Source organism: Rhizobium sp. CFBP 13726 (assembly GCF_014841925.1).
Classification (GTDB): Bacteria; Pseudomonadota; Alphaproteobacteria; order Rhizobiales; family Rhizobiaceae; genus Neorhizobium; species Neorhizobium soli.
The window spans coordinates 131,760-155,985 of the sequence record NZ_JACYUU010000001.1; the positions used below are offsets into that span (position 1 = coordinate 131,760).

Annotated in this window: 24 protein-coding genes; 8 read left to right on the forward strand and 16 right to left on the reverse strand. The window is 62.2% G+C overall.

Annotation, left to right across the window (positions count from 1 at the left end; all coding sequences use genetic code 11):
* Window positions 1–176: 176 nt before the first annotated feature.
* Entirely contained in the window at window positions 177–2,012 is a 1,836-nt protein-coding gene (locus IFT66_RS00630; RefSeq protein WP_192076516.1) for a methyl-accepting chemotaxis protein, read from the forward strand.
* A 4-nt stretch (window positions 2,013–2,016) separates the two neighbouring features.
* On the opposite strand, the gene IFT66_RS00635 is transcribed toward IFT66_RS00630, so the two are convergent.
* Genes IFT66_RS00635 through IFT66_RS00650 form a run of 4 tightly spaced genes read right to left on the reverse strand, consistent with a single transcriptional unit; the run spans window position 2,017 to window position 5,505 of the window.
* The gene (locus IFT66_RS00635; protein ID WP_062453665.1) at window positions 2,017–2,409 is read right to left on the reverse strand and encodes a winged helix-turn-helix domain-containing protein; all 393 of its coding nucleotides are present in this window, start codon (window positions 2,407–2,409) and stop codon (window positions 2,017–2,019) included.
* A complete protein-coding gene (locus tag IFT66_RS00640; RefSeq protein WP_192076517.1) occupies window positions 2,406–3,851 on the reverse strand; it encodes an FAD-binding oxidoreductase in 1,446 nt (481 codons plus the stop codon). Before IFT66_RS00640 ends, IFT66_RS00635 begins: the two co-directional genes overlap by 4 nt.
* A gap of 22 nt (window positions 3,852–3,873) precedes the next feature.
* Window positions 3,874–4,851, reverse strand: coding sequence for an L-threonylcarbamoyladenylate synthase (locus IFT66_RS00645; RefSeq protein ID WP_192076518.1), 978 nt, complete (start codon window positions 4,849–4,851; stop codon window positions 3,874–3,876).
* A 33-nt stretch (window positions 4,852–4,884) separates the two neighbouring features.
* Window positions 4,885–5,505, reverse strand: coding sequence for a DUF6656 family protein (locus IFT66_RS00650; protein ID WP_062453662.1), 621 nt, complete (start codon window positions 5,503–5,505; stop codon window positions 4,885–4,887).
* Window positions 5,506–5,910: 405 nt separating this feature from the next.
* Between IFT66_RS00650 and IFT66_RS00655 the strand changes: the two genes are divergently transcribed.
* On the forward strand, window positions 5,911–7,155 hold the full coding sequence (locus tag IFT66_RS00655; RefSeq protein ID WP_192076519.1) for an aromatic ring-hydroxylating oxygenase subunit alpha: 1,245 nt from the start codon (window positions 5,911–5,913) through the stop codon (window positions 7,153–7,155).
* A 73-nt stretch (window positions 7,156–7,228) separates the two neighbouring features.
* Here the strand turns inward: IFT66_RS00655 and IFT66_RS00660 are convergent, their stop codons facing one another.
* Entirely contained in the window at window positions 7,229–8,239 is a 1,011-nt protein-coding gene (locus tag IFT66_RS00660; RefSeq protein ID WP_192076520.1) for a transporter, read from the reverse strand.
* Between the two features lie 203 nt (window positions 8,240–8,442).
* Here IFT66_RS00660 and IFT66_RS00665 point away from each other — a divergent pair, with 203 nt between their 5' ends.
* The 3 genes from IFT66_RS00665 to IFT66_RS00675 all read left to right on the forward strand — a co-directional run bounded on the left by IFT66_RS00665 (window position 8,443) and on the right by IFT66_RS00675 (window position 11,421).
* Window positions 8,443–10,224 (forward strand): acyl-CoA dehydrogenase, encoded by a 1,782-nt coding sequence (locus IFT66_RS00665; RefSeq protein ID WP_192076521.1) that lies wholly within the window; start codon window positions 8,443–8,445, stop codon window positions 10,222–10,224.
* A 31-nt stretch (window positions 10,225–10,255) separates the two neighbouring features.
* On the forward strand, window positions 10,256–11,011 hold the full coding sequence (locus IFT66_RS00670) for a crotonase/enoyl-CoA hydratase family protein (protein WP_113166770.1): 756 nt from the start codon (window positions 10,256–10,258) through the stop codon (window positions 11,009–11,011).
* A 92-nt stretch (window positions 11,012–11,103) separates the two neighbouring features.
* Window positions 11,104–11,421: a hypothetical protein gene (locus tag IFT66_RS00675; protein WP_062453659.1), complete on the forward strand. Its 318-nt coding sequence runs from the start codon at window positions 11,104–11,106 to the stop codon at window positions 11,419–11,421.
* Window positions 11,422–11,438: 17 nt separating this feature from the next.
* Here the strand turns inward: IFT66_RS00675 and IFT66_RS00680 are convergent, their stop codons facing one another.
* From IFT66_RS00680 to IFT66_RS00690, 3 genes are all read right to left on the reverse strand, one after another.
* Entirely contained in the window at window positions 11,439–13,043 is a 1,605-nt protein-coding gene (locus IFT66_RS00680; protein ID WP_174195741.1) for a peroxidase family protein, read from the reverse strand.
* A 133-nt stretch (window positions 13,044–13,176) separates the two neighbouring features.
* Window positions 13,177–14,424 carry a class I SAM-dependent RNA methyltransferase gene (locus tag IFT66_RS00685; protein ID WP_092661441.1) on the reverse strand — a complete coding sequence of 416 codons (1,248 nt, stop codon included), beginning with the start codon at window positions 14,422–14,424 and terminating at the stop codon, window positions 13,177–13,179.
* The gene (locus IFT66_RS00690) at window positions 14,421–15,170 is read right to left on the reverse strand and encodes a TlyA family RNA methyltransferase (RefSeq protein ID WP_062453656.1); all 750 of its coding nucleotides are present in this window, start codon (window positions 15,168–15,170) and stop codon (window positions 14,421–14,423) included. Before IFT66_RS00690 ends, IFT66_RS00685 begins: the two co-directional genes overlap by 4 nt.
* Before the next feature lie 132 nt (window positions 15,171–15,302).
* Between IFT66_RS00690 and IFT66_RS00695 the strand changes: the two genes are divergently transcribed.
* Window positions 15,303–16,313, forward strand: coding sequence for a DUF4424 domain-containing protein (locus tag IFT66_RS00695; RefSeq protein WP_192076522.1), 1,011 nt, complete (start codon window positions 15,303–15,305; stop codon window positions 16,311–16,313).
* 103 nt (window positions 16,314–16,416) lie between these two features.
* On the opposite strand, the gene dxs is transcribed toward IFT66_RS00695, so the two are convergent.
* The 5 genes from dxs to IFT66_RS00720 all read right to left on the reverse strand — a co-directional run bounded on the left by dxs (window position 16,417) and on the right by IFT66_RS00720 (window position 20,466).
* Window positions 16,417–18,336: a 1-deoxy-D-xylulose-5-phosphate synthase gene (gene dxs / locus IFT66_RS00700; RefSeq protein ID WP_092661447.1), complete on the reverse strand. Its 1,920-nt coding sequence runs from the start codon at window positions 18,334–18,336 to the stop codon at window positions 16,417–16,419.
* A gap of 193 nt (window positions 18,337–18,529) precedes the next feature.
* Entirely contained in the window at window positions 18,530–18,892 is a 363-nt protein-coding gene (locus IFT66_RS00705) for a HepT-like ribonuclease domain-containing protein (RefSeq protein ID WP_249406318.1), read from the reverse strand.
* A complete protein-coding gene (locus tag IFT66_RS00710) occupies window positions 18,882–19,193 on the reverse strand; it encodes a nucleotidyltransferase family protein (RefSeq protein WP_192076523.1) in 312 nt (103 codons plus the stop codon). The genes IFT66_RS00705 and IFT66_RS00710 overlap by 11 nt, the downstream gene beginning before the upstream one ends.
* Window positions 19,194–19,261: 68 nt before the next feature.
* The gene (locus tag IFT66_RS00715) at window positions 19,262–19,528 is read right to left on the reverse strand and encodes an exodeoxyribonuclease VII small subunit (protein WP_192076524.1); all 267 of its coding nucleotides are present in this window, start codon (window positions 19,526–19,528) and stop codon (window positions 19,262–19,264) included.
* Window positions 19,529–19,533: 5 nt separating this feature from the next.
* Window positions 19,534–20,466, reverse strand: a complete 933-nt coding sequence (locus IFT66_RS00720) for a histone deacetylase family protein (protein ID WP_192076525.1) — start codon at window positions 20,464–20,466, stop codon at window positions 19,534–19,536.
* 133 nt (window positions 20,467–20,599) lie between these two features.
* Here IFT66_RS00720 and IFT66_RS00725 point away from each other — a divergent pair, with 133 nt between their 5' ends.
* Window positions 20,600–20,998 (forward strand): acyl-CoA thioesterase, encoded by a 399-nt coding sequence (locus IFT66_RS00725; RefSeq protein WP_062453650.1) that lies wholly within the window; start codon window positions 20,600–20,602, stop codon window positions 20,996–20,998.
* 4 nt (window positions 20,999–21,002) lie between these two features.
* Here the strand turns inward: IFT66_RS00725 and IFT66_RS00730 are convergent, their stop codons facing one another.
* The 3 genes from IFT66_RS00730 to IFT66_RS00740 are packed head-to-tail and all read right to left on the reverse strand — an operon-like array spanning window position 21,003 to window position 22,875.
* A complete protein-coding gene (locus tag IFT66_RS00730; RefSeq protein WP_062453649.1) occupies window positions 21,003–21,566 on the reverse strand; it encodes a biotin transporter BioY in 564 nt (187 codons plus the stop codon).
* Window positions 21,567–21,595: 29 nt separating this feature from the next.
* Window positions 21,596–22,201, reverse strand: a complete 606-nt coding sequence (locus IFT66_RS00735) for an energy-coupling factor transporter transmembrane component T family protein (protein WP_192076526.1) — start codon at window positions 22,199–22,201, stop codon at window positions 21,596–21,598.
* Window positions 22,198–22,875 (reverse strand): energy-coupling factor ABC transporter ATP-binding protein, encoded by a 678-nt coding sequence (locus IFT66_RS00740; RefSeq protein ID WP_249406319.1) that lies wholly within the window; start codon window positions 22,873–22,875, stop codon window positions 22,198–22,200. Before IFT66_RS00740 ends, IFT66_RS00735 begins: the two co-directional genes overlap by 4 nt.
* 109 nt (window positions 22,876–22,984) lie before the next feature.
* On the opposite strand from IFT66_RS00740, the gene IFT66_RS00745 reads away from it, so the two are divergent.
* Window positions 22,985–24,175 (forward strand): winged helix-turn-helix domain-containing protein, encoded by a 1,191-nt coding sequence (locus IFT66_RS00745; protein WP_192076528.1) that lies wholly within the window; start codon window positions 22,985–22,987, stop codon window positions 24,173–24,175.
* The last annotated feature ends 51 nt before the right edge of the window (window positions 24,176–24,226 follow it).

The following is a 24,226-nucleotide window of genomic DNA, read 5'->3' on the forward strand; positions in this document are numbered from 1 at the left end:
GGCCATACGTTTTTCTGCGTTATTGTGTGATTAAATAATTATTTATGCATCGCTCATATGGTCGTTGCACTGCAATCATTGCAGACGACATGGTGCAGAATGTGCCGCCTCCCACAAACATCATTTTTCCCAAGGTGCGGCCTGCGCGGTCGCTGCCGGTCACAGGTGAGCGGACCATGAAGAATCTCAAAATCTCCCACCAGCTGCTGCTGCTCGTGCTTTTGCTGATCGCCGGCTTTGCCGCTGCCACATACATGCAGCTGCGCACGTCCACCCAGGCGATCTACGCCGAACGTTACGGCATGCTGCGCACGCAGGTGGAATCCGGCATCGGTATCTTCAAGCGTTTCCAGGCTCTCGAGGCCTCCGGTGCGATGGGTCGCGAAGAGGCGCAGAAGCGGGCGTTCGAAGCCGTGTCGGCCATGACCTTCACCCCGGACGGCTACCTCTTTGCCTATGACTACGATGTGAACATGCGTGTCCATCCGGATCCCAAGCGACTCGGCCAGAGTTTCAAGGGCAAGCCGGACAGCCAGGGCTTCATGTACCGTGACGAACTGGTCAAGATCGGCCGCGCCGGTGGCGGCACCGTCGATTTTCTCGGTCCCAAGCCTGGTCAGGAAGGCGATAGCTTCCTGAAGAGCTCCTACGCGCTCGCCTTCGAGCCCTGGCAGCTGGTTCTCGTCACCGGCGTCTACGTCGACGATCTCCAGGCGCAGATCCGCAGCGAAGTCTTCAAGGCGCTGTCCTTCGGCTTCGTCATCCTGGTCCTTGGCTCGCTGCTGGCCTTCGTCGTGATCCGCAACATCTCCGGTCCGCTCGGTGCGATCCGTCAGGCGCTGAACGCCGTGGCCGACGAAGACGTGACGATGCAGATCCCGCATACGGACATGAAAAACGAAGTCGGCCTGATGGCACGCGCCACCCAGGCGCTGCAGCAAAAGGTGCGCGAGCGCCATGCCATGCAGGAAAGCCAGCAGCGCCAGCAGGAGGAGCTCGACGGCGAACGCCAGCAGAACCTCGACATGCAGCGCGATGAAGCAGCGCTTCAGGCCCGCGTCGTCTCGACGATCGGCTCGGCGCTCGAACAGCTCGCCAAGGGTGATCTGACGGTTCGCTGCGGCGATCTCGGTACCCGTTACGCCGGCCTGCGCGACAACTTCGACGAAGCGCTCGGCCATCTGGAAGCTGCGATGTCCAAGGTCAACGACAAGGGTATCGATATCGGCGGCTCGAAAGAGGAAATCCGCCGTGCTTCCAACGAACTGTCGCAGCGGACCGAACGCCAGGCGGCCAACCTCGAGGAAACATCCGCCGCACTCGACGAACTGACCGTCGCTGTTCGCCAGACCGCCGACGGTGCGCGCGACGCGGCCCAGCGCGTCACGGCTGTCAGCACCGAAGCCAATCGCAGCGACGCCGTCGTCGAGGAAGCCATCGGCGCCATGAGCGGCATCGAACAGTCTTCGGCAGAAATCACCAAGATCATCGGCGTCATCGACGAGATCGCCTTCCAGACCAACCTTCTGGCCCTCAATGCCGGCGTCGAAGCGGCCCGCGCCGGCGAAAGCGGCAAGGGCTTCGCCGTCGTCGCCCAGGAAGTGCGCGAACTGGCCCAGCGTTCGGCCGCCGCCGCCAAGGAGATCAAGGAACAGATCTCCCGCTCGTCCGGCCAGGTCGCAAACGGCGTCCGCCTCGTCGGCGAGGCCGGCCAGGCCCTGAAGCGGATTTCCGATCAGGTGAAGTCGGCAAGCGACATCGTCGGCCGCATCGCCCATTCGGCAGCCGAACAGGATACGACGCTGCGCTCGATCTCCTCGTCGCTCAACATGCTCGACCAGGCCACCCAGCACAATGCCGCGATGGCCGAAGAGACCACGGCTTCCGCCGAGGCGCTGTCTGCCGATACGGAAGAACTGCTCAACCTCATCCGCAGCTTCCGCGTCAGCGGCACCGGGCGTCAGCCGGGCGCTCTGCAGGGCATGGGTGAACGGATGCGCCGGGCGGGCTGATCGCTCAGTCGGCCTTGTCGCTACCGGCGGCCCGGAATTGCGGGTCCGTCACACTATCAAGCCAATCGAGGTCGGGTTGCACTGCAGCCCGACTTTTTGCTTCCATATCCCTGTAGCGGCCAAGAAGCTGCTGGCCGAATTCGGTCAGCCCCGCACCGCCGCCCGACTTGCCGCCATGCCGGGTCGAGATCGAGGGCTCCAGAAACATCCGGTTGATCTCGTCTGCCAGCAGCCAGGCACGCCGGTAGGACATGCCGATCGCAGCGCCGCCGGCCCGGATCGAACCATGTTCGGCGATCAGTTCCAGAAGCTGCGCCTTGCCGGGCCCCAGCCGGACGCCGTTTTCCAGATCGACGCGGATCGTCATGGTCGGCCGGTCCGGTGCCGGCTTGCTCATGGCAATGATACGACCTTGCCGGGGTTCATGATCCCGGCCGGATCGAAGGCGTGTTTGATGCGCCGCATCAGCTCCATCTCGATCGGCGGGCGGATCTGCGCAAGCTCGTCGCGCTTCAGCTGGCCGATCCCGTGTTCAGCGGAAATCGAGCCGCCGGCATCCAGCACGATCCCGTGGACGATCGCGTTCACCTCCCGCCAGCGATCGATGAAGGCGGCCTTGTTGCCTCCCATGTCGTTGCTGAGAGGCTGGGAGATGTTGTAATGGATGTTGCCGTCGCCGAGATGGCCGAAGGCGCAGATGCGGGCACCGGGAACGGCGGCGAGAACAGCCTGCTCGGCTTCCTCCATGAAATGCGGGATCTTCGAGATCGGCACCGAAACGTCGTGCTTGATCGATCCGCCCTCGGGCTTCTGCGCATCCGACATGCTTTCGCGCATATGCCACAGCGCCTTCTGCTGCGCGACCGACGAGGCGATCACCGCGTCGATGACCAGTCCGGCCTCGAACCCCTGTTCGAGCAGCGCCTGCACCATCGTATCAGCGGTTTCGGCAGCGTCCGATGTCGAGATGTCGATCAGCGCATACCATGGGTAGGGCTGAGACAGCGGGTCGCGCACGCCGTCGATATGCCGCGTCGTGAACTCGATGCCGATCCGCGGCATCAGCTCGAACCCGGTCAGCGCCGTGCCGCAGAGGTTCGATGCCTTTTGAAACAGCAAGAGCGCATCGGCCGGCGAGGCGAGGCCGGCAAGCGCCACCTGGTGCCCGACGGGCCGCGGATAGAGTTTCAGCACCGCGCCGGTGATGATCCCGAGCGTGCCTTCGGCGCCGATGAACAGGTCGCGCAGGTCGTAGCCGGTATTGTCCTTTTTCAGCTTGCGCAGCCCGTCCCAGATCTCGCCGGTCGGAAGCACCACTTCCAGCCCCAGGCAGAGCTGGCGCATGTTGCCATAGGCAAGCACCGCCGTGCCGCCGGCATTGGTGGAAAGGTTGCCGCCGATCCGGCATGAGCCTTCCGACCCGAGCGACAGCGGAAACAGCCGGTTGACCTCCTCCGCCGCCTTCTGCACTTCGGCAAGGATGACGCCGCCATCGACAACGATCACGTTTGCCATCTGGTCGATCTCGCGGATGCGGTTCATCCGTTCCAGCGAGATGATGATGTCGGATTCGCCGCTGCGTGGCGTCTGGCCACCGACAAGACCCGTATTGCCGGTCTGCGGCACGACGGCCGTCCCGGTCTCGCTGGCAAGCTTCAGGATCGCCGACACTTCCTGCGTCGAACCGGGCTTGAGAAGGAGAGGGGACGCGCCCTTATAGAGCCCGCGGTTTTCGACGAGATGCGGCGCAAGCTCCACCGGATCGCTGACCGCATGCGCAGCGCCGACGATCGCCGTAAACCGGGCGAGTAGATCCGGGGAAGGGAGGGGCATGTCCATGGCGTCTTCTCCTGGGCTTGTTTTATTCCCGCGGCGCGGCCGCTCGGACCAGCCGGTCGTTGATGGCTTCTCCAAGCCCGGTATAGGGAATGGCTGTGACTGCAATGCGCGTCGCCCCCACCGCATCGGCTTTCTTCAGATAATCGAACAGATTGGCGGCTGCCTCGGCAAGATCGCCGGAGGGGCTGAGGTCGAACACTGCCTTCGCCTGCTCGATGCCCTCGATCGGATCCGATCCCAGCCGGATCAACGCCTCGCCCGGCGCCACATGGGTCGCATTCAACCGCACGGCTGCCGATGGCGCATAATGCGAGGCGAGCATGCCAGGCGCTTCGATGATCGCCGCCGGTCCTTCCGGACGAATGACCGCACGACCAATCAGCGCCTCGATCTCTTCAGCGGCAACGCCACCGGGACGCAGCAGCCGGACTGTTTCGAGCTCGACGCGGATGATGGTCGATTCGACGCCGACCGACGACGCGCCGCCATCGAGGATCAGTTTCAGCTTGCTCCCGAGATCACCAGCGACATGGCCGGCACTGGTCGGGCTGACCTTGCCGGACGTGTTGGCGCTCGGTGCTGCCAGCGGCTTGCCGAAGGAGCGGATGAGATCGGCGGCAAAGCCGAATGGCAGGCGGATGCCGACCGTATCGAGCCCTGCGGTTGCGAGCGGATGGATGCCGCTTTCTGGAATGAGCGGCAGGATCAGCGTCAGCGGTCCCGGCCAGAAGGCCTCCGCCAACCGACGCGAGATCGGATCGAACGATGCATACCGCTCCGCCATCGCGACATCGGCCATATGGCAGATCAGCGGGTTGAAGCGCGGCCGCCCCTTGGTTTCATAGATGCGCGTAATCGCGGATGGATTGGTGGCGTCGGCTGCAAGCCCGTACACCGTCTCCGTCGGAATGGCGACCGGGAAGCCTCGCGACAGCACGGCGCACGCTTGGTCAAGCGCGCCGTTCCTGTCCGTCCTGATGTCGATGATCTCTGCCGTCATGTCCCGCTGTGCATAGCGCGGACTGAGACCGCGTTAAAGCGATTTGATGATCGCCCGCACCGCCTGGTCGGGCGCGCCCAGCATCAGAACGTTTTTCAGCGCTTCCTTCGGGTCGGTGGTCCGGAACAGAAGACCGTTCTTGCGGATGCTGCGGTCGATCTTCATCGACTGATCCGGATCACTTTCGGTCGCCACCGCGAAATACATGCGGGAATACTGGGTGTTCACCCTCTTGAAGAACTCGTCCTCATCGCCGATCTCGGCCAGGAAATTGGCGATGTAGAAAGACCATTTCACCTTCGCCTTCGGCGAAAACAGGGTGCTTGCGGCGGTGACATGGCAATAGCCGAGATGCGGGGTTTGCTCCAGCGTGCGGTGGAACACCATTTTCGGGAACTGGATCGAGTGATGGAAGCCGTTGATCCGCTGATGCGTGCGCTCGCCGGCGGACTCCAGCTTGAACCCGGTCCGCTCCGCCACTTCGTCATAGGTGAGATAACGGCGCTCCTTGGGCAGCCACAGCGGTTGTGTCCTGGAGATACGGCCTGTGCGCAGGAACTCGGAATGCCCGATCGCGCTCGTCGGTGCCTGCGCCGAGACCGGCGGTGGCGGCCGGTTCGCGTCGTAGTAGCGTAGTTTTCCGGTCGTCTGCATGCGGCTGGCCCCTTCGCGCAAAAAGAAGTCTAGCCGGAGCGGTTTAACAGCCGGTTTACGTCTCAACGCACCGCGAGAAGCACCCTGTCCCCCACTTGTCAGCGGAAAACCGAAGCCGTCATGTGAGCCATCGTCGTCAATGCGTTTTCCGATGTCGCAATGTCGCCTGTGCGACAGGCAGCGCGAGTGCTTAAATCGGCAAAACTCATGGAGTCGCCTCGGCTAGGGACGGCGTTAAATTGGGAAGCCGGCAGGCGTGACGAGAACCCTCGGCCGATCCGGTGCCAGTCTGGGGACGTGATTGACGACCGATCGCGGTGGACGTTCGGGGTAGGATTGGGGGCAGGAGGTCTGTCCGCATGACCCCCCAAGTCTTTCGCTAGTGGAATTGACGAGGAAGACACGATGGACATTCACAGCCAGGTTCTGCGGCAGCTCAACAATCGCCGCGAAGGCTTCAGCCTCGAACAGCCCTTTTACATCGATCCGGACTATTACAAGCTCGATCTGGAAATGATCTGGTATCGCGACTGGCTTTTCGTCGGCCATGATTGCGAAATCCCGAAGGCCGGCAATTACGTGACGCTGCAGATCGGCGATTATCCGGTCCTCGTGTTGCGCACCCGCGAAGGCGAAATCCGCGCCTTCCACAACACCTGTCGTCACCGCGGCCACCGCGTTTGCACCAAGGATAGTGGTTCTGCGACCCGTCTCGTCTGTCCCTACCACCAGTGGACCTACCAGCATGACGGCACGCTGATGTCGGCGCGCCATATGGGCGATGATTTCGACAAGAAGCAGTTCGGCCTGAAGCCTGTCCACTGCGAATCCGTCGCAGGCTATATCTTCGTCTGCCTTGCCAACGAGGCACCCGATTTCGCGCCCGTCCGCGCGACGATCCAGCCCTATATGGCGCCGCATCGGCTGGCCGAAACGAAGGTTGCGGCCAAGAACACGATCATCGAAAAGGGCAACTGGAAGCTCGTCTGGGAAAACAATCGCGAGTGCTACCACTGCGCCGCCAATCATCCGGAACTCTGCCGCACCTATCCGGAAGCGCCGACTGCGACCGGCGTGCAGGGTGCCGGCGACGATCCGTTCATTTCCGAGCACTGGCAGCGCTGCGAGGCGGCAAACCTGCCGAGCACGTTCAACATGTCGACGGACGGCCAGTACCGCGTCGCCCGCATGCCGCTGATCGAGGATGCCGAAAGCTACACGATGAACGGCCGGCCGGCGGTTGCCAAGGCGCTGTCGGAAGACGTGAAGATCTCCCATATCGGCACCATGCTGATGTTCCACTATCCGACCACCTGGAACCACATGCTGGTCGACCACGCGATCTCCTTCCGCGTCATTCCGATCGGGCCGGAAGAAACGGCCGTCACCACCACATGGCTCGTCAACAAGGATGCGGTTGAAGGCGTCGACTACACAGTCGAGGAACTGACCCACGTCTGGAACATGACCAACGACCAGGACCGCCAGATCGTCGAGGAAAATGCCTTCGGCATCCGCTCGCCCGCCTACGAGCCGGGTCCCTATTCGCAAGCGCATGAAGGCGGCGTCATGCAGTTCGTGGAATGGTACGCGAACTTCATGACCGATCGTCTCAAGGGCGATCAGACCAAGCTTCACGCCGTCGCCTGATCCGGCGAAACCGTGCACGACAAGACAGCCCGTCCGGCATATCAGGGCGGGCTGAGTTCGTTTTGCCAATCGTTCAAAAAATTCCCGTCCGCTTCAGAAGCCACCAGGCGATTGCCGCCGAAAGCACCATGAAACCCAGTGCGAAGGCCGTGCCGTGCAGACCCTCGGCAAACGGCAGCGACGACGTGTTCATGCCGAAAAAGCCGGTCACCAGTGATGGCGGCAGCAGGAAGGCGGTCATGATCGAGAGGATGTAGAGGTGCCGGTTGGTTTCCGATGCCTGTTTGGAATCGATTTCCTCGTGCAGCAGCCGGGCCCGGTCCTGCAGCGCATAGACATCGTGATCGACGGCCTCGAGCCGGCCGATCAGCCTTGAGGCGATATCGTCGAACCCGGGCGGCATATCCTCGTCATCGGCCGCCGCCGCACGCCGCATCAGCGACAGGGTCGTGCGCAGGTGCCGGTGCAAACGCACCACCATACGTCGCACGGGAGCAAGCCGCCGGCGTTCGTCGCGCGGCACGTTGTCATAGACGAAATCCTCGATCAGGTTCAGCTCTTCGGTAAATTCCATCACCATCGCGATCATCGTGCGCTGGAATTCGGCCACCAGCGTCTCGAACAGGTCGAGCGGCCTTTTGTAGCGACCGGCATTCTTCTCGATCGCGGCCCGCACCCGATCGACCGAACGCAGTGGCTGCAGCCGCGTGGTGATGATCACCTTGTCAGAGGCGAAGAAATGCAGCCAGCCGATATCGCGCGTGTCGCTGTCGAACTCCCGCTGGAAATCGATCAGAGTGCCATAGATGGCCTGCTCGTCCAGCGTGATCGACGCGTGGGTTTCATGGGTGGTCAGCGCGACCGCTGCGGCCGCCGGCAGGCCTGGAAAATTCTCCAGAAATGCGCCGACCCGCAGATCGGCCAGGTTGAGATGCAGCCACAGGAAACCGGTGTCGATCGCCAGCTCCGACGGCGTCGCCTCCAGCGAAAGCCTAGAGCAGGTGCCAGCCTCGCCCGGCCTGAAATGATAGGCCCAGACTAGACCTGGCGTGGCGGGAATAATCGGAGAGTTTATCGGAGGCATGGACTTAAGACCTGCAAGCATGACGCTCCTCATTAGGCGCCATGTGTGACACCTGTTGCAACGCAGATTTATCCGTATCCTGATCGAACAAGCCGGGTGCACCGATTGACAACCTCGTTTACGTTTACGTAAAAAGCCAGGGGGAGTTCGGTGGTCGCAGCTGCGGCATCGTCTGGAAGAATTGTCAATTTGGGAGAAGCGACATGTACAAGGCACCCGTGGAGGAGATTGCCTTCACCTTGAACCATGTGGCGGGTCTCTCAGGCGCGCTGGAGATCGGCCGGTTCGGCGACCTCTCCCCCGATCTCGTCGATGCCATCCTGGCGGAAGCCGGTCGCTTTGCCAGCGACGAAATGGCGCCGCTCGGCGATATCGGTGATCGCCAGGGCGCGCGGCTTGAGAACGGCGTGGTGAAGACGCCAGATGGCTGGCCGCAGCTCTATCGCCACTGGCGCGAAGGCGGCTGGAATGGCCTGACGGCGCCGGAAGCGTTTGGCGGTCAGGCACTGCCGCATATGCTCAACGTCGCGACGCTGGAAATGTGGAATTCCGCCTCGATGGCCTTCGCGCTCGCGCCGACGCTCACGATGGGTGCGATCGAGGCGCTCGTTGCCCATGGCAGCGACACGTTGAAAGCCACCTATCTCGAAAAGATGGTCTCGGGCGAATGGACCGGCACGATGAACCTGACGGAGCCGCACGCGGGCTCCGATGTCGGCGCGCTGAAGAGCCGCGCCGAACGCCACGCCGATGGCAGCTACCGCGTGTTCGGGCAGAAGATCTATATCACCTGGGGCGAACACGACGCCGCCGACAATATCATCCACCTAGTCCTCGCACGTCTCCCCGATGCGCCGGCCGGCACGCGCGGCATTTCGCTGTTTCTGGTGCCGAAATTCCTGGTCGGTGAGGATGGATCGCTGGGTTCGCGCAACGACGTGTTCTGTCATTCGATCGAGCACAAGCTCGGCATCCACGGCTCGCCCACCTGCACGATGATCTATGGCGACGGCAAGTTCGGCGATGGCACCGGCGCGATCGGCTATCTCATCGGCGAAGAAAACCAGGGCCTCGCCTGCATGTTCACGATGATGAACAACGCCCGTCTCGCCGTCGGCATGCAGGGTGTCGCGATCGCCGAAGCCGCGACCCAGAAGGCGGTCGCCTATGCGTCTGACCGAACCCAGGGCAGGGCTCCGGGCTCGATTGGTCCGCAAATGAGCCCGATCATCCAGCATCCCGATATCATCCGCACCCTTTTGACCATGAAGGCTTTGACGCAAGGGTCGCGCGCCATCTGCTTTGCCTGCGCCCACGCAATCGACATGTCGCATCACCTCGAAGGCGATCAGGCCACCCATTGGGTCGAGCGCGCCGCACTCCTGACGCCGATCGCCAAATCCTTCGCCACCGATTGCGGCGTCGATGTCGCCTCGCTCGGCATCCAGGTGCATGGCGGCATGGGCTATATCGAGGAAACCGGCGCCGCACGTTACCTCCGCGATGCCCGCATCGCCCCGATCTATGAGGGCACTAACGGCATCCAGGCAATCGATCTCGTGCTGCGCAAACTCCCGCTTTCCAAGGGCGCGCAGGTGCGGACCTTCATCGGTGAACTGCGCGAGATTGCAGCGCGGGTGGAAAGCCTCAACGCATCAGGCTTCGGCGGCACGGCTGAACGGCTAAGCGCATCGATCGACGATCTCCAGGCGTCGACCGACTGGCTGCTGGAGGCGCAGGCCGCTGGCCGCGTGGCGGAAGCACTTGCGGGCGCGACACCCTACCAGCGTCTGTTCGGCCTTGTCCTGACCGGGGCCTATCTCGCCAAGGGCGCGCTCGTCGCATCCGAAGACGGATCGGGCGACAAGCGCGTGTCGCTCTGCCGGTTTACGGCCGAAAACATGCTGTCGGAGACCGCAGCCTTGAAGGACCGCGTCATCGGCGGTGCCGAGAGCCTGGAAGCCGCACGCATCGTGCTTGCCTGAGGAGAATGCCGTGAGCCACGCCCCTCTATCAATCGACAACCACGTCCTGATCGAACGCCCTGCCGACTACGAGGGCGTGCTCACGATCCGCTTCAACCGGCCGGAAAAGAAGAACGCCATCACCTCGTCCATGTATCACCGCATGACGGCGGCGCTTGCGGATGCCAATACCGACGACACCATCCGCGCCGTCGTGTTTCTCGGCACCGAAGGCTGCTTTTCCGCCGGCAACGACATGGCGGATTTTCTCGCCCACGCAGTGTCGGGCACGGACGAACCGCCGGCCGCAGCCCTCTTCATCCGGGCGCTGGCGCTCGCGCAAAAGCCGATGGTATCAGGCGTCGATGGCCTGGCGATCGGTATCGGCACCACGCTCAACCTTCACTGCGACCTGACGATCGCCTCGTCCCGCAGCCTGTTCAAGACACCCTTCGTCGATCTGGCGCTTGTGCCGGAAGCAGCCTCCAGCCTTCTGGCGCCAAGGGTGATGGGCCACCAGCGCGCCTTTGCGATGCTGGTTGCCGGCGAGGGGTTCTCTGCCGATGCCGCCCACGAGGCCGGCCTTGTGTGGAAGGTGGTCGAGCCGCAGGCCGTCGAGGCGGAAACACTGGCGCTCGCCGCTAAACTTTCGGCAAAACCACCGCAGGCCTTAAAAATCGCCCGCGATCTGGTGCGAGGCCCCCGCGACGACGTGCTCGCCCGGATGGACGAGGAACTGACGCATTTCTCTGCCCGGTTGAAAAGCGCCGAAGCTCGCGCCGCTTTCGAGGCCTTCATGCGGCGTTAACGCTGAGTTGCATCAAAGTTCCATCCACGCCGCGCTGCGCCTTCATTCGCAAGGCAAGCGTGGCTAGATACTCCTCAAACGAGGAGGACATCATGCGTACAGCCCTGACCGGCCTGCTTTCTCTTGCAACTCTTGGCCTCTCCTGCCTGCCCGCCGCTGCTGGGCCGGCATTTGCCGCGTCCGCCAATGCAGCGAACGCGCCGATCACCCTGATACAGAGCCAGCAAAGTCTTTCCGAGCAGACGGACCGGCGCGACCGACGCCGTCAGCGCTATGTCTGCGTGGTGCAGCCGCGCCAGAGCGACGACCGCGACCGTCCCTATGTCTGCCGGGCCGATGAAGGTCGGGTCGGCGGTACCTGCCGCTGCTCCGGCGTCACAGGCACCGGCAGGCTCGACCTCGACGACTAGAGCATGTCCTCCACCCGTCAGCCGTCGACCTTCTCTTCTGCGGGTTGCGGCACAGCCGCACCGAGAGGATTGACGTCACCGACGAACTTGACGAGATCGGCCATTGTAAAGTGGCCGGGCGTGTCGCTCGGCAGTTCCGGCTTCCAGTCGGAGCGCAGCCACAGGAACGACTCGTGGTCGCCATGCACCATGCCGAGGAATGTCTCGGCGATGATGGTGGATGCCATCGGCCCGAGCCGTCTTCCCTTGTTGAAGACCTCCGCTTCCTTGAGAACGTAATACCACAGCGGTGTTTCCTCGAGCATCTTGTGCTGCTTGGCCGCCTTGCCGTCCGGGCCCGTGGCAATCTGCTCGGGCGTCAGTGGCTGAAGACCCATGGCGCGACAGATTGCTTGCCCGGAGGGAAGTCCGATCTGTACGCCGCGACGCAGGTTGCGGAAGGCAAGGTCGAATTCCCGCGATGCAACCGAGCCATCACCAGGTCCGCCGGGCAGGGTGTGCAGGGCGGGTGTGATGAACGGGTCCAGTCGCCGGCTGTGGTTGATGGCGAAATTGGTCTCCTTCTCGCCTTCGGGCGTATCCAGATCGTAGAACCGCCGCCAGTCGACCACCCAGTTCGACGGGAGCGCGGCAAACCCGACGCCCGGGTCGTTGGCGAGCTCGCCGGTAATGTTCCCGGACTTTCCGGTGAACAGGAACAGAAGGTCGAGCGTCGCGTTCGCAAGACTATCGGCTGTAGGGTTGAACACCCGGTTGTGGCTATAGCTTTCCCGTACCATCGAATGGCCGAGCCGGTAGCACGCGGCGCCGAATTCGGCGGGCATATAGGGCCGCTGCTTGAACCGGTAGAACCGCCGACCCTCCTTCTTGATCTTCTGGATCAAGCCAGGCTCGGTCAGACGTTCCACGAAATCGAACAGCACAATCCACTGGTAGTGCCAGGTGACGATCCGCCGAGCCTCTTTGAAGAGCGCGGTGCCCTTGAGGTCAGGCCTTTCCGATGCGACCTTGTCGAACACCTTGTTGTGAAACTTCAGCATCAGCAGATGCGTCTGTGCCACCAGCAGGTTCTCATCGTTGCGTTCGTCGAAGATGAGCGCGTGGCCCTCCTGGTTGCGCGGAAGGTCGTTGGGAAGATCCGGGATCGCAGCGCCTTGCTGATCCGATGACGCCGCTGCCCGTCCGATCAACAGTTTGCCGGAAGTTTGCAGCGTTTCGACGTCGCGTTGGTAAAGATAGGGATGGATACCCGGCCCATCGCCGTAGAGAGAATCGAGATCGAGCGCCGGTGTCCGGAAGTTGGTGGTCGCCTTCGGGTCGGCATGCTGCTGGTCGAGAGGCGTCGTGTCGAGCGTGATATCATGGTCGATGAACTGGCCAAGATAGGTGTAGCCGGCCGGGATATTCGGGTTGTCCTTGCCCGGTTCCGGATTGCCGTCGTCGAGCAGTTTATCCGCCATAGACTTGGCCAGGGCGGCAAGCGCATCGTCGCTTGCCGAAAACGGTAAGAGATTGGGAAACATGATCCCGAATTTCCCGGGATCACCGATGCCGTCGAAAGAATGCAGCGTTTCCGGCTTCATGCCGCGCACGCCATGCCCATGCATTGCGATCTGTGCCATGCTTTCCCCCCTTGGAGATCGCACTGGCGGCAAGTCATTTGCCGCCTTGGATGCGACACGGGAAAGCTACGCCTCTATGGCCAGGTTGTAAACCAAGGTTGCACAACCGAATTGCGTTCTGTCAAGACTAGCGTCAAACTTTGCTGAGCAGAGCGACGGCCTCGACGTGCGGCGACCAGAGAAACTGGTCAACCGGGGTGACCGAGACAATCCGGTATCCCGCATCGACCAGGATCCTCAGGTCGCGTGCGAGCGTCAGGGGATTGCAGCTGACCGCAGCAATCGTCTTGATGTTCGAGCGCGCCAGTTCCTTGACCTGCACTTCGGCACCCGCCCGCGGCGGGTCAAAGACGACCGCATCGAAGTGCTTCAGGTCCATCGGGATCAGCGGCCGGCGGAAGAGATCGCGCTTCTCTATGCTGACCGGCTTCAGCCCCTGGCTGTTGCGGGCGGCGTGGTCCAGCGCCTTCAGCGCCTTGTCGTCGCTTTCCACCGCGTGCACGCGTGCCGTTCGCGCCAGTCGCAGCGCAAATGTGCCCGAGCCGGCAAACAGGTCCAGCACCCGCTTGGCCTTGCCCATATGGCCATGCACCAGCGTCGCCATGGCTTCCTCTGCCTCTTTCGTCGCCTGCGTGAAGCTACCGGGCGGAGGAGAAACTTTGACGCCACCGAAATCGATCACCGGCTTTTGCGGCTCCAGCACGATTTCGCCATTGGCCGAAACACGGGCGATGCCCTTCAGCGCCAGAACCGTCTCGGTCACCTTGCGGCGCTGCTTGTCCGAGAGCGGCTTCAACCCCTCGGCCGCGATATCGAGACCGGAGAGGCTTTCCAGCACCGAGATGCGGAACGTCTCCGAGCCGGTTGCGAGCGCCATGCCGATCGCGCGGATCGCATCAAGCCGCGCCACGATGCCGGGCGCGGCGATCGGACATTCGACGATGGAGATGATATGGTTCGTTTCTGCCCGGTTGTAGCCCAGCAGAAGCTCCTTCTCCGTCTTGCGCGCGGAAAACACCGTGCGCCGCCGCTCGCCCGGATGACACTCGACCGTCTCCTTGACGTCGGGCGTCAGGCCCTTGGATTTCAGCGCGTCGATGACGAGCTGGCGCTTGAAGTCATTATACGGCGCCTTGGCGAGATGCTGCAGCGAACAGCCGCCACAGGCATCGCCATCGGGTCCGAAGTGGCGACAGACCGGTTCGATCCGGTCCGGCGAAAGGTTGCCCGTCGACATGACCGTGCCGTGGTCGCCATTGCGGGCGATCGCCAGCGTTTCGCCCGGAAGAGCATAGGGAACATAGACCGGCCCGTCCTCGCCATTGGCGACACCGTCGCCCTGTGCGCCGAGACGGTTGATGGTGACGTGAACCGTGCTCATTCCGGCTTCCGTCCTGCCAGAAGAAACTCTTCGTTGCCATCACCGCCGGCAATCGGCGAGGGGATCAGGCCAAGGCTTTCCCAGCCCATGTCCTCCACCAGCCAGCGTTCCAGTTCTGCTGCCACCGCCGGCGCCGTGTCCGGCTCCTTCAAAAGGCCGCGCTTTCCGATCGCATCGCGGCCGGCCTCGAACTGCGGCTTGACCAGCAGCGCGCAATAGCTGCCCGGCAGCGCCAGTTCCAGCGCCGGCGGCAGGGCCAGCTTGATGGAGATGAAGGACACGTCCGACACGACGAAATCGATCGGCCGGTCGTCGATATCGTCGGCCTCGAGATAGCGGGCGTTGACCCCCTCGATATTGCTGACGCGCGGATCATCGGCAATCCGCGGATGCATCTGCGCATGGCCGACATCGAGTGCGGTCACATGCGCTGCGCCGCGGGCGAGCAGGATTTCGGTAAACCCGCCGGTCGAGGCGCCGACGTCAAGACATTCGCAGCCGGTCGGATCGAGCTTGAAGTGATCGAGTGCGGCAACCAGTTTCAGCGCCGCGCGCGACACATAGGCGCTCGCGGGATCGTCCATCTCGATCTGCGCTGTCGAGGACACGATCTGTCCGGATTTGGTAATGGTGCGACCGTCGACCTTGACGGTGCCGCGGGCAATCGCGTCGCGCGCGCGCGAGCGGCTGTCGACGAGGTTGAGGGTGACCAGAAGCTGGTCAAGTCTTTGCTGAATGGATGACATGCCTTCCCATGACGCGGGCGAGCCCCGCACGCAAGACAAAAACGCGTTTCGACCTGCCGGACAAGCCTCCGCCGGCCTTTTATAGTTCGCTTCTTCTGCCTATTGTTGCCGCTCAAGCCGGGAGGGGAATGGATGAGACGCTGGACAATCGCCTTCGGGGCCACGCTGACGGCCGGCCTGCTTTTGGCTGCACCGCCGCTTTTCGCCAATGATACGACGGTGGAACTGACGACCGGCGGCCTCGTCTATGTCCAGATCGCCGATATCACGATGACCGAAGAGCATCTTCACCTCTCACGAGAGGAAGTCCGGGTCGACTACATCTTCAGGAACGACACCGACAAGGATGTCGAAAGCGTCATCGCCTTCCCGATGCCGGACATAACTGGCGGCGCCCAGAGCGACATAGCCTATGGCGACCCGGAAGCCGACAACTTCCTCGGCTTCACGGTCCTGCAGGACGGCCGCGAGATCAAGCCGCAGCTCCAGCAACGCATCATTGCCACCGGCATTGACCGCACCGAAGACCTCGTCGCCCACAAGGTACCGCTTCTCCCCTATAGCGACAGAACCACCGAGGCCCTCAAGACCCTGCCCGATGACGTGAAGGCCGACTTTCTTGCCAAGGGCCTGATCCGGATCGATCGCTACGATGCCGGAAAGGGCTGGCAAGAGGACATCACGCCGGCATGGACGCTCCGCTCCGCCTATTGGTGGAAGACGACGTTCCCCGCGCAAAAGCCGGTCAAGGTCAGCCACCGCTACAAGCCCAGCGTCGGCGGCACTGTAGCCATGACTTTCATCGAAAACGGCAAGCCGGCCTATGAGCACGCCCGCTATGTCGAACGCTACTGCATCGACGACAGCTTCATGAAGACAGCTGCAAAGCTCCAAGCCGCAGCTACCAAGGGCGGCCCCAACTATACCGAGCAATGGTTATCCTACGTGCTGACCACAGGTGCCAACTGGTCCGGCCCGATCGGCAAGTTCCGCCTGACAATCGACAAGGGCAACGCCCGTGACTACGTCAGCCTCTGCGCCGACAACATCAAGAAAACCGGCCCAACAACCTTCGAGATGACCGCCGAGGATTTCACCCCGGAGAAGGACCTCCACGTGCTGTTTCTGACGGCGGGGGAGTAGCGAACAAACTCGCCCGGACGAACATCTTCATCTCGCCGTGCCGAGTGCTAGCACGACATCTGAGTCACGAGACGGACGGGCAAGGAGAGCGAGGCTGAGGCCTTTACCCCGCAGCGCCAACACCAACCTGGGTCTTGCCCAGCGCATTGAACACCGTCTTGACGATGCCGGCGCGGTCGAGGCCGGCTTTGGCGTACATCACGTCGGGGCTTGCCTGTTCCATCCAGACATCGGGCAGCACCAGCGAGCGAACTTTCACACCGTGGTCGAGCAAACCTTCCGTGCTGAGGAATTGCAGCACATGGCTGCCGAAGCCGCCGACGGCGCCTTCCTCGATGGTGACAAGCACTTCGTGATGGCGGGCAAGCTGGCGGATGAGGTCGTGGTCCAGCGGCTTGGCGAAGCGAGCGTCTGCAACCGTCGTCGAAAGACCGGCGGCATCGAGATCTTCGGCTGCCAGCAGACAGTCCTTGAGGCGCGTGCCGAACGAGAGAAGCGCCACTTTCGCGCCCTGCTTGACAACGCGGCCCTTGCCGATCTCCAGGATCTGGCCGCGTTCCGGCAGTTCGATACCGACGCCTTCGCCGCGCGGATAGCGGAACGAGATCGGGCCTTCGTCATAGGCTGCGGCAGTGCGCACCATATGCTTCAGTTCAGCCTCGTCGCTGGCGGCCATGACCACCATACCGGGGAGCGTGGCAAGAAAGGTCGTGTCGAACGAACCGGCATGGGTCGGTCCGTCGGCGCCGACGAAACCGGCGCGGTCGATCGGAAAGCGCACAGGCAGACCCTGGATCGCCACGTCGTGCACAACCTGGTCGTAGCCGCGCTGCAGGAAGGTGGAATAGAGCGCGCAGAACGGCTTGAAGCCTTCCGTGGCAAGGCCTGCCGCAAAGGTAACGGCATGCTGCTCGGCAATGCCCACATCGAATGTGCGGTTGGGAAAGGCAAGCTGCAGCTTGTCCAGCCCCGTGCCGTTCGGCATCGCGGCAGTGACGCCGACGATCTTGTCGTCGAAGCCGGCTTCCTGAACGAGGGCGTCGCCGAACACGCTGGTATAGGACGGCGCATTCGGCTTGGCCTTGGCCTGCGCGCCGGTGATGACGTCGAACTTGTTGACGCCGTGATACTTGTCGGCCGCAGCTTCGGCAGGCGGATAACCCTTGCCCTTCTGCGTCACGACATGGATCAGAACCGGACCCTTGGCATTGTCGCGCACATTGCGCAGCACCGGCAGAAGATGCTCGAACGAATGGCCGTCGATCGGGCCGATATGATAGAAGCCCATCTCCTCGAACATCGTGCCGCCCGTCACATAACCGCGGGCGTGTTCGACGGCACGGGTGATCGCCCGGTCGATATTCTTGCCCAGATACCCGGTCAGCTTCTTGCCCACTTCGCGCATGCCCATATAGGTGCGGCCGGAAGCAAGGCGGGCGAGATAGGCGCTCATGGCGCCGGTCGGCGGCGCGATCGACATGTCGTTGTCGTTGAGGATGACGATCAGCCGCGCGTCGAGCGCACCCGCATTGTTCATCGCTTCATAGGCCATGCCGGCCGACATCGCGCCGTCACCGATCACGGCAATCACGTTGCGCTTCGAACCGGCGAGATCCGAACCCACTGCCATGCCGAGGCCGGCTGAAATCGAGGTCGAGGAATGCGCTGCCCCGAAGGGATCGTATTCGCTTTCCGCGCGGCGGGTGAAGCCCGAGAGACCGTCTTCCTGGCGCAGGGTGCGGATGCGGTCGCGGCGACCGGTGAGGATCTTGTGCGGGTAGCACTGGTGGCCCACATCGAAGATAAGCCGATCGTCCGGCGTGTTGAACACCTTGTGGATGGCGATCGTCAGTTCCGTGACGCCGAGGCCGGCACCCAGATGTCCGCCGGTCCTGGAGACGGCGTCGATCATCTCGTCACGCAATTCGCGGGCAAGCTTCGGCAGGTCGCGGTCATCGATCTTGCGAAGGTCGGCGGGAAGCTTGACGGTGTCGAGCAGCGGCGTCTCGGGCAGGGGTGTCACGGAGGCTGGCTTTCTCTTCTTTTGTTCTCAAAAGCAACTATCACCCCAACATGAGGATGAAACCGGCTTTTTCAAGTTGTCCACGGAGACAACCTTGCCGCGGTTTTAATCGATTTCAGCTGACGGGCAAGGGGGAAGGGAGGGCGTCGGCAACGGCACGAACGGTTCCGCGTCGCCGGGGATGATATCGAGCCTACAGCGTTTCCTGATCTTCGGGGTAGCCCGCGAGGAAGGTTTCGAGTTCGGTGAGGAGGGGCGGAAGACTGGTGGTGCGGATCGTCCAAAGGCTTGAGTTCAGCACGCCATGGTAGTCGTGTCGTAGAATGTTTCCGAGATGGCGTATCGCGATCCAGTCGTGGCTTGGAAACAGTTCTTCTGCCAAAGGTCCGATCTTGACAGCGGCTTCCGATATCCGCGCGAAGCATCGCTCCGTCGCATCGCGGACGAGCTTGTTTTCGCCGTAAGTTTGCAGGTCAAACCCGTGCGTGTAATCAACAATGGATCGCGCGTTCTCGACGATGTCGCGCATCCGCGTCAAAGGGCGCTTAGAAGGCAAACTTGCGGTCCTTCTCTACCGATTGCCGAACGCGTTCTTTCTCGATCGGCTCTGCAATGACATCGACCTTGTCGAAACCTGTAATATTGATGATGCGCTCCTGCAGCATTGCAAGCGCGCTGAAATAGCCCCAGCCCGATTTTGCGACGGGGTCGGTCAGCTTCACCAGAACATCAAGATCTGACTCGTCCGTCGCCTCGCCACGCGCTACCGAGCCAAATATCGACATCTGCTCCGCGCCTGCGGCGCGCAGTTCGGCCTCGTGCTCCCGAAGCTTGGCGATGACCTGGTCCTTGTCCATGGGGAGACTATAGCGCAGGTCGGGATTTCAGTCGAGATGCAACTCAGGGCTTCATGCGAGTGAAGGCCTCACTCGCCGTCGAGCGGCTCCACGCCCTGCGGCTTGCCGCTGCGGTCGAGGCGGATCTTTTCGATCCGGCTTTCGGCGGCGTTCAGCAGCTTTTCGCAATGCTTCTTCAGCGCTTCGCCGCGCTCGTAGATGGCGATGGATTCGTCGAGCGCCACGTCGCCGCGTTCCAGCCGCGCAACGATGCTTTCCAGCTCGGCAACGGCCTTTTCGAAGGAATAACCACTGACGTCGATCGGCGCGTTCGGCTCGCCTGGGGCTTCGGTCATGTCCTTCATCCTCTCATCAGTCTGCAGATATGCAGGCCGGCCGATTCCGCCAGCCCTTCCAGATCATAGCCACCCTCGAGCAGGCTGACGACCCTGTTGCCGGCGTATTTCCCCGCAATTTCCATCAACCGGCCGGTCGCCCAGTCGAAATCGTCACCGACAAGATTGATCTGCGCCAGCGGATCGCGATGATGCGCATCAAAGCCTGCCGAGATCAGCACCAGATCCGGCCGGAAGTTTTCGAGCGCCGGCAAGACGCGGCTCTTGAAGGCATCGCGAAAATGGTCGCTGCCGTCATTGGCCGAAAGCGGCGCATTGACGATCGTGTTTTTCGTGCCCGTCTCGTCTCTGGCGCCTGTGCCGGGATAAAGCGGCATCTGGTGCGTGGAGCAAAACAAAACGGACGGATCGTCCCAGAAGATGTCCTGCGTGCCGTTGCCGTGATGCACATCCCAGTCGACGATCGCGACCCGTTCCACGCCATAGACCTGCTGCGCATGGCGGGCGGCAATGGCGATGTTGTTGAACAGGCAAAAGCCCATCGCCTTGGTCTTTTCCGCGTGATGTCCAGGCGGACGCGAGGCAACGAATGCGTTGTCCACCTTGCCGGTCATCACGTCGTCGACGGCCGCGATCGCGCCGCCGATACCGGTCAGCGCCGCCTGAAAACTTTTCGGCCCCACATGCGTATCGGCCTCGATCTGCAGGATCGTGTCTTCCTCGGGGATCTTGCGCATCACCCAGCGCAGGTGTTCTTCCGGATGCGCCAGAAGCACCGTGTCTTCATTGGCCTGCGGCGCCTGTTTGCGGTCGAGCTTGTCGAAATTGGGATGTTCGAGCGCGATGTTGAGCGAACGCAGCCGGTCTGCCCGTTCAGGATGGCCTTCCGGCGTCGCATGCTCGAGAAATATGGAGTTTTCGTAAAGGCGCGTGGTCATTGGGCGGCCTCGTGAGATATGTTGAGCTCGGACATGGCGCAGAACGGCGATGTTTTCAAGCGCATACCCCTTGCTCTTCACCGGATTTGCCGTGAAGTAGGCGCATTAGGCGTTTTTTGGAGTGCGGGCAGGAATGGCGAAGGATATCGGCAAGACCCATGATTTTCGCGTTGCCTATCGCGATGTGGATCTTAACGGCGAAATGTTTCGCGCTGCCTATATCGGCCTTGCGGAACAGGCGGTCACGGAATTCTGGCACCGCCGCAAGCCGGCAACGGATGACCCGTTCTTTGCGGTCGGCAAGATCTCCTGCACCTATCACATGCCGCTGAAGCTCGGCGATCTCGTCCATACCCATGTCGGAGTGAGCAAGATCGGCGGCAAGTCCGCAGGCTTTATCGTCCGCTTCACGCGCGGCAGCGATGAGGTGGCCGAAGCCGAAATCGTCTGGTCCGCATGCGATCCGGAAACCCGGACGCCGGCCGCGCTGCCCGAAGACCTGCGCGACTGGCTGTATCAGTTCCTCGACTGACCGCTTACGCGCGCTGCGGCAGCAGCGGATAGCCTGCCATCACGGCCCGACCGGCGAGCGCCGCAATCACAGCCTTCAGGACGTCGCCCGGAATGAAAGCGAGCGAGCCGAGAAACGCTTTGACGAAGCCCATGCCGGTGATCAGCGCCAGATAGGTGATGCCGATCCCGTAAAGCACGATCACGCCGCCCATCAGGGCTGCGATAAAGAAGTTCACGCCCTGCACCAGCCCCGCCTGGTCGCGACCCACCATGATCTGCGACAGATATCCGGTTACCATCGCGGCAAACACCCAGCCGATCAGATAACCGGTCGTCGGCGCCATGAAGACGGCAAGGCCGCCGCGGCCGCCGGACAGAACCGGCAGACCGATCGCTGCAAGCACCAGGACCAGGAGGACCGCGATCGTGCCGCGCTTGGCGCCGAGCACGACGCCGGCCAGCATCACGCCGAGCGATTGCGCCGTGATGGGGACGGGAATGAAACCGAGCATGACCGGCGGCACCAGTCCCAGCACGATGATGATAGCGGCAAACAGGGCGGCCAGAACGAGATCACGAGTAGGCAAATAGCTATTCCTTGACGACTGAATCTGTATCACTTCTGCGCACGGATTGCCCGGGCGTCAATTGCGCTGGCAATCTCGTCGGCATTCTTCAATGTGAGGATGATCAGCGGGACGATGATGGAGAGGGTTCGAGGGCGCAACCCTCGCGCGATATGCGCATCGCGGATGGCCTGGTGACGCAGCAGGATTTCCGGAATGAAGCGCAGCACAAGCCCGATCGACAAGCCGATATCCGCAGCTTTTACAAGCCCGAGCTTTTCCAGCGGCGTGGCCGCAAATGTCACTTCCGTAATAAAATCGCCGGTAGTAGTCGTGGCCGTCACCGCGGACGCAAGAAGCGCCAGCGCCGAGAGCCGGAAAAACACGCTGACGGCCTCGACTGGGCTGTTGAAAACCAGCGTGAACAGCGCAACGGCTGCGATGGTGAGGAAAAGAACCCGCAGCCGCAGCCATGTTTGCCGCCATCCGATTCGCAGCGAAGCGAAAAGCAGGCCGCTGGCGACCGCACCGACGCCAAGTACTAACGGCGACTGGATGAGGAACAGAGCAAGGCTTGCGGCAGCCAGCAGCACAAGCTTCGCCCGGGCGGAAAGCCGGTGCAGAAAGCCGCTACCGTCCACGTAAAGCGTCTTCATGCGGCAAGCTCGCGGTAACGGGCAATGATCTCGGCAGCGTTTCCGTCGCCGGCAAGCCGGCTGTTGTCAAACAACAGAACCCGCTCGAAGCCCGCGATGAGATCGAGATCGTGGGTGAGCACTATGACGTTTTCGGGGAGCTCGCTGATCGTTCGAGCCACCAGGTTGCGGTTCTTCAGGTCCAGCTGGTTGGTCGGCTCGTCCATGATCAAAATGTCCGGTTCCGTCACCAGAACCGAGGCAAAGGCCGCAAGCTGCAATTCGCCGCCGGAAAGCTCGTGCGAGCGACGGTCGGCAAGATGTCCGATGCCGAAGCGCTTGAGGATCGCCGTCGTGCGGGCCTCGATTTCGCCTTTCGAAAGCTTGCGCGACATCAGGCCGAGCGCGATGTCTTCCTTCAGGATCGGCAGGATGATCTGGTTCTGCGGGTTCTGGAAGATGAAACCAACCTGCGCGCGGGCGCGGTCGGTGTCGGCCTTGGTATCGAAGCCGTTGACCACAACATTGCCGCTCGCGGGAGAAACCAGACCATTGATCATCCGCGCAAACGTTGTCTTGCCGGAGCCGTTGAGGCCGATCACGCCGATGCGGCGCTCGGTCAGCCGCACCGTCAGCGGATGCAGCGTGACACGCCCGTCGAAGCGGGCTTCGGCCTTGTCGAAATGGATGTCCAATGCCGGTCCTCGGTTGCTGAACGGTCTATATCGCGGCGGGAGCAGAGCGGGAAGGCGGAATGAAAAGTGAACATTGCATCCGGTCCACTGTCGCCCTAGTCTCGTTGCCATGGCGATTCTGATCAACAATGCCCGCGCAAGATGGATTTTCATCGAACGGCAGCAGCTTTCCGCACCGCCGACCCGTGCGCTCAACAAGGCCGGTCTTCTGCAACTGATCGATGATCTGGGCTTCGTCCAGGTGGATAGTATCGCCACCGTAGAGCGCGCCCATCACATGATCCTGTTTTCGCGCAACCAGACCTATCGGCGCGAACACCTGACGTCGCTCTTGGAAAAAGACGGCGAGCTGTTCGAACACTGGACCCACGACGCCTCGATCATTCCGGCGCGTCTGTTCCGCTACTGGAAGCACCGCTTCCGCCGCCGCGAACCGATCCTCGCCGAGCGCTGGCGCAAATGGCATGGCGAGAGTTTCGATTCCGCCTTCGAGGACACGTTCCGGCACATTTCGGAAAACGGCGCGATCATGTCGCGCGACATGAAGATGGAGGATCACAAGTCCGGCGGCTGGTGGAACTGGCACCCGAACAAGACGGCGCTCGAATATTACTGGCACACCGGCAAGCTTTCGATTGCAGGCCGGGTGAATTTCCAGAAGATCTACGATCTGACCGAGCGCGTCATTGCCGCCCACCATCACGAACCGGATGTCAGCCACGAGGACTTCATCGACTGGGCCTGCCGCAGCGCGATGGAAAAGCTCGGCTTTGCCACATCGGGAGAACTCGCTGCCTTCTGGGATATCGTCACGCCGGAAGAGGCGAGGGACTGGGTGAAAGCGCATCGCGATGAACTCGTCGAAGTCCTGATCGAAACCGCCGACGACAGCCGCCCGCGCGCTTCCTTCGCGTTCTCAGGCTTTCCCCAAAACCTCGGCGATATTCCAGAACCGCCGGCACGGGTGAGGGTGCTCAGCCCGTTCGATCCGCTACTGCGCAACCGTGACCGGGCGGTGCGGCTGTTCGATTTCTTCTACCGCATAGAGGTCTTTGTGCCCGAGCCGAAGCGGCAATACGGCTATTACGTCTTTCCGCTTCTGGAAGGCGACCGCATGATCGGTCGCATCGACATGAAGGCGGAGCGCAAAACGGGTGTGCTGGATGTCAGGCGGCTGTGGCTGGAAAAGGGTGTCCGGGCATCCGCGGGCAGGCTGGACAAGCTCGATGCCGAGCTGCAGCGGGTGGGGCGGTTTGCCGGTGTGGACAAGGTCGTCTATCGGGACGGCTGGCGGGACTAGGTCCCGTCAGCCGTTTCATCTCTTGGAAGCGCTCAATCCGGGCGATGCCGG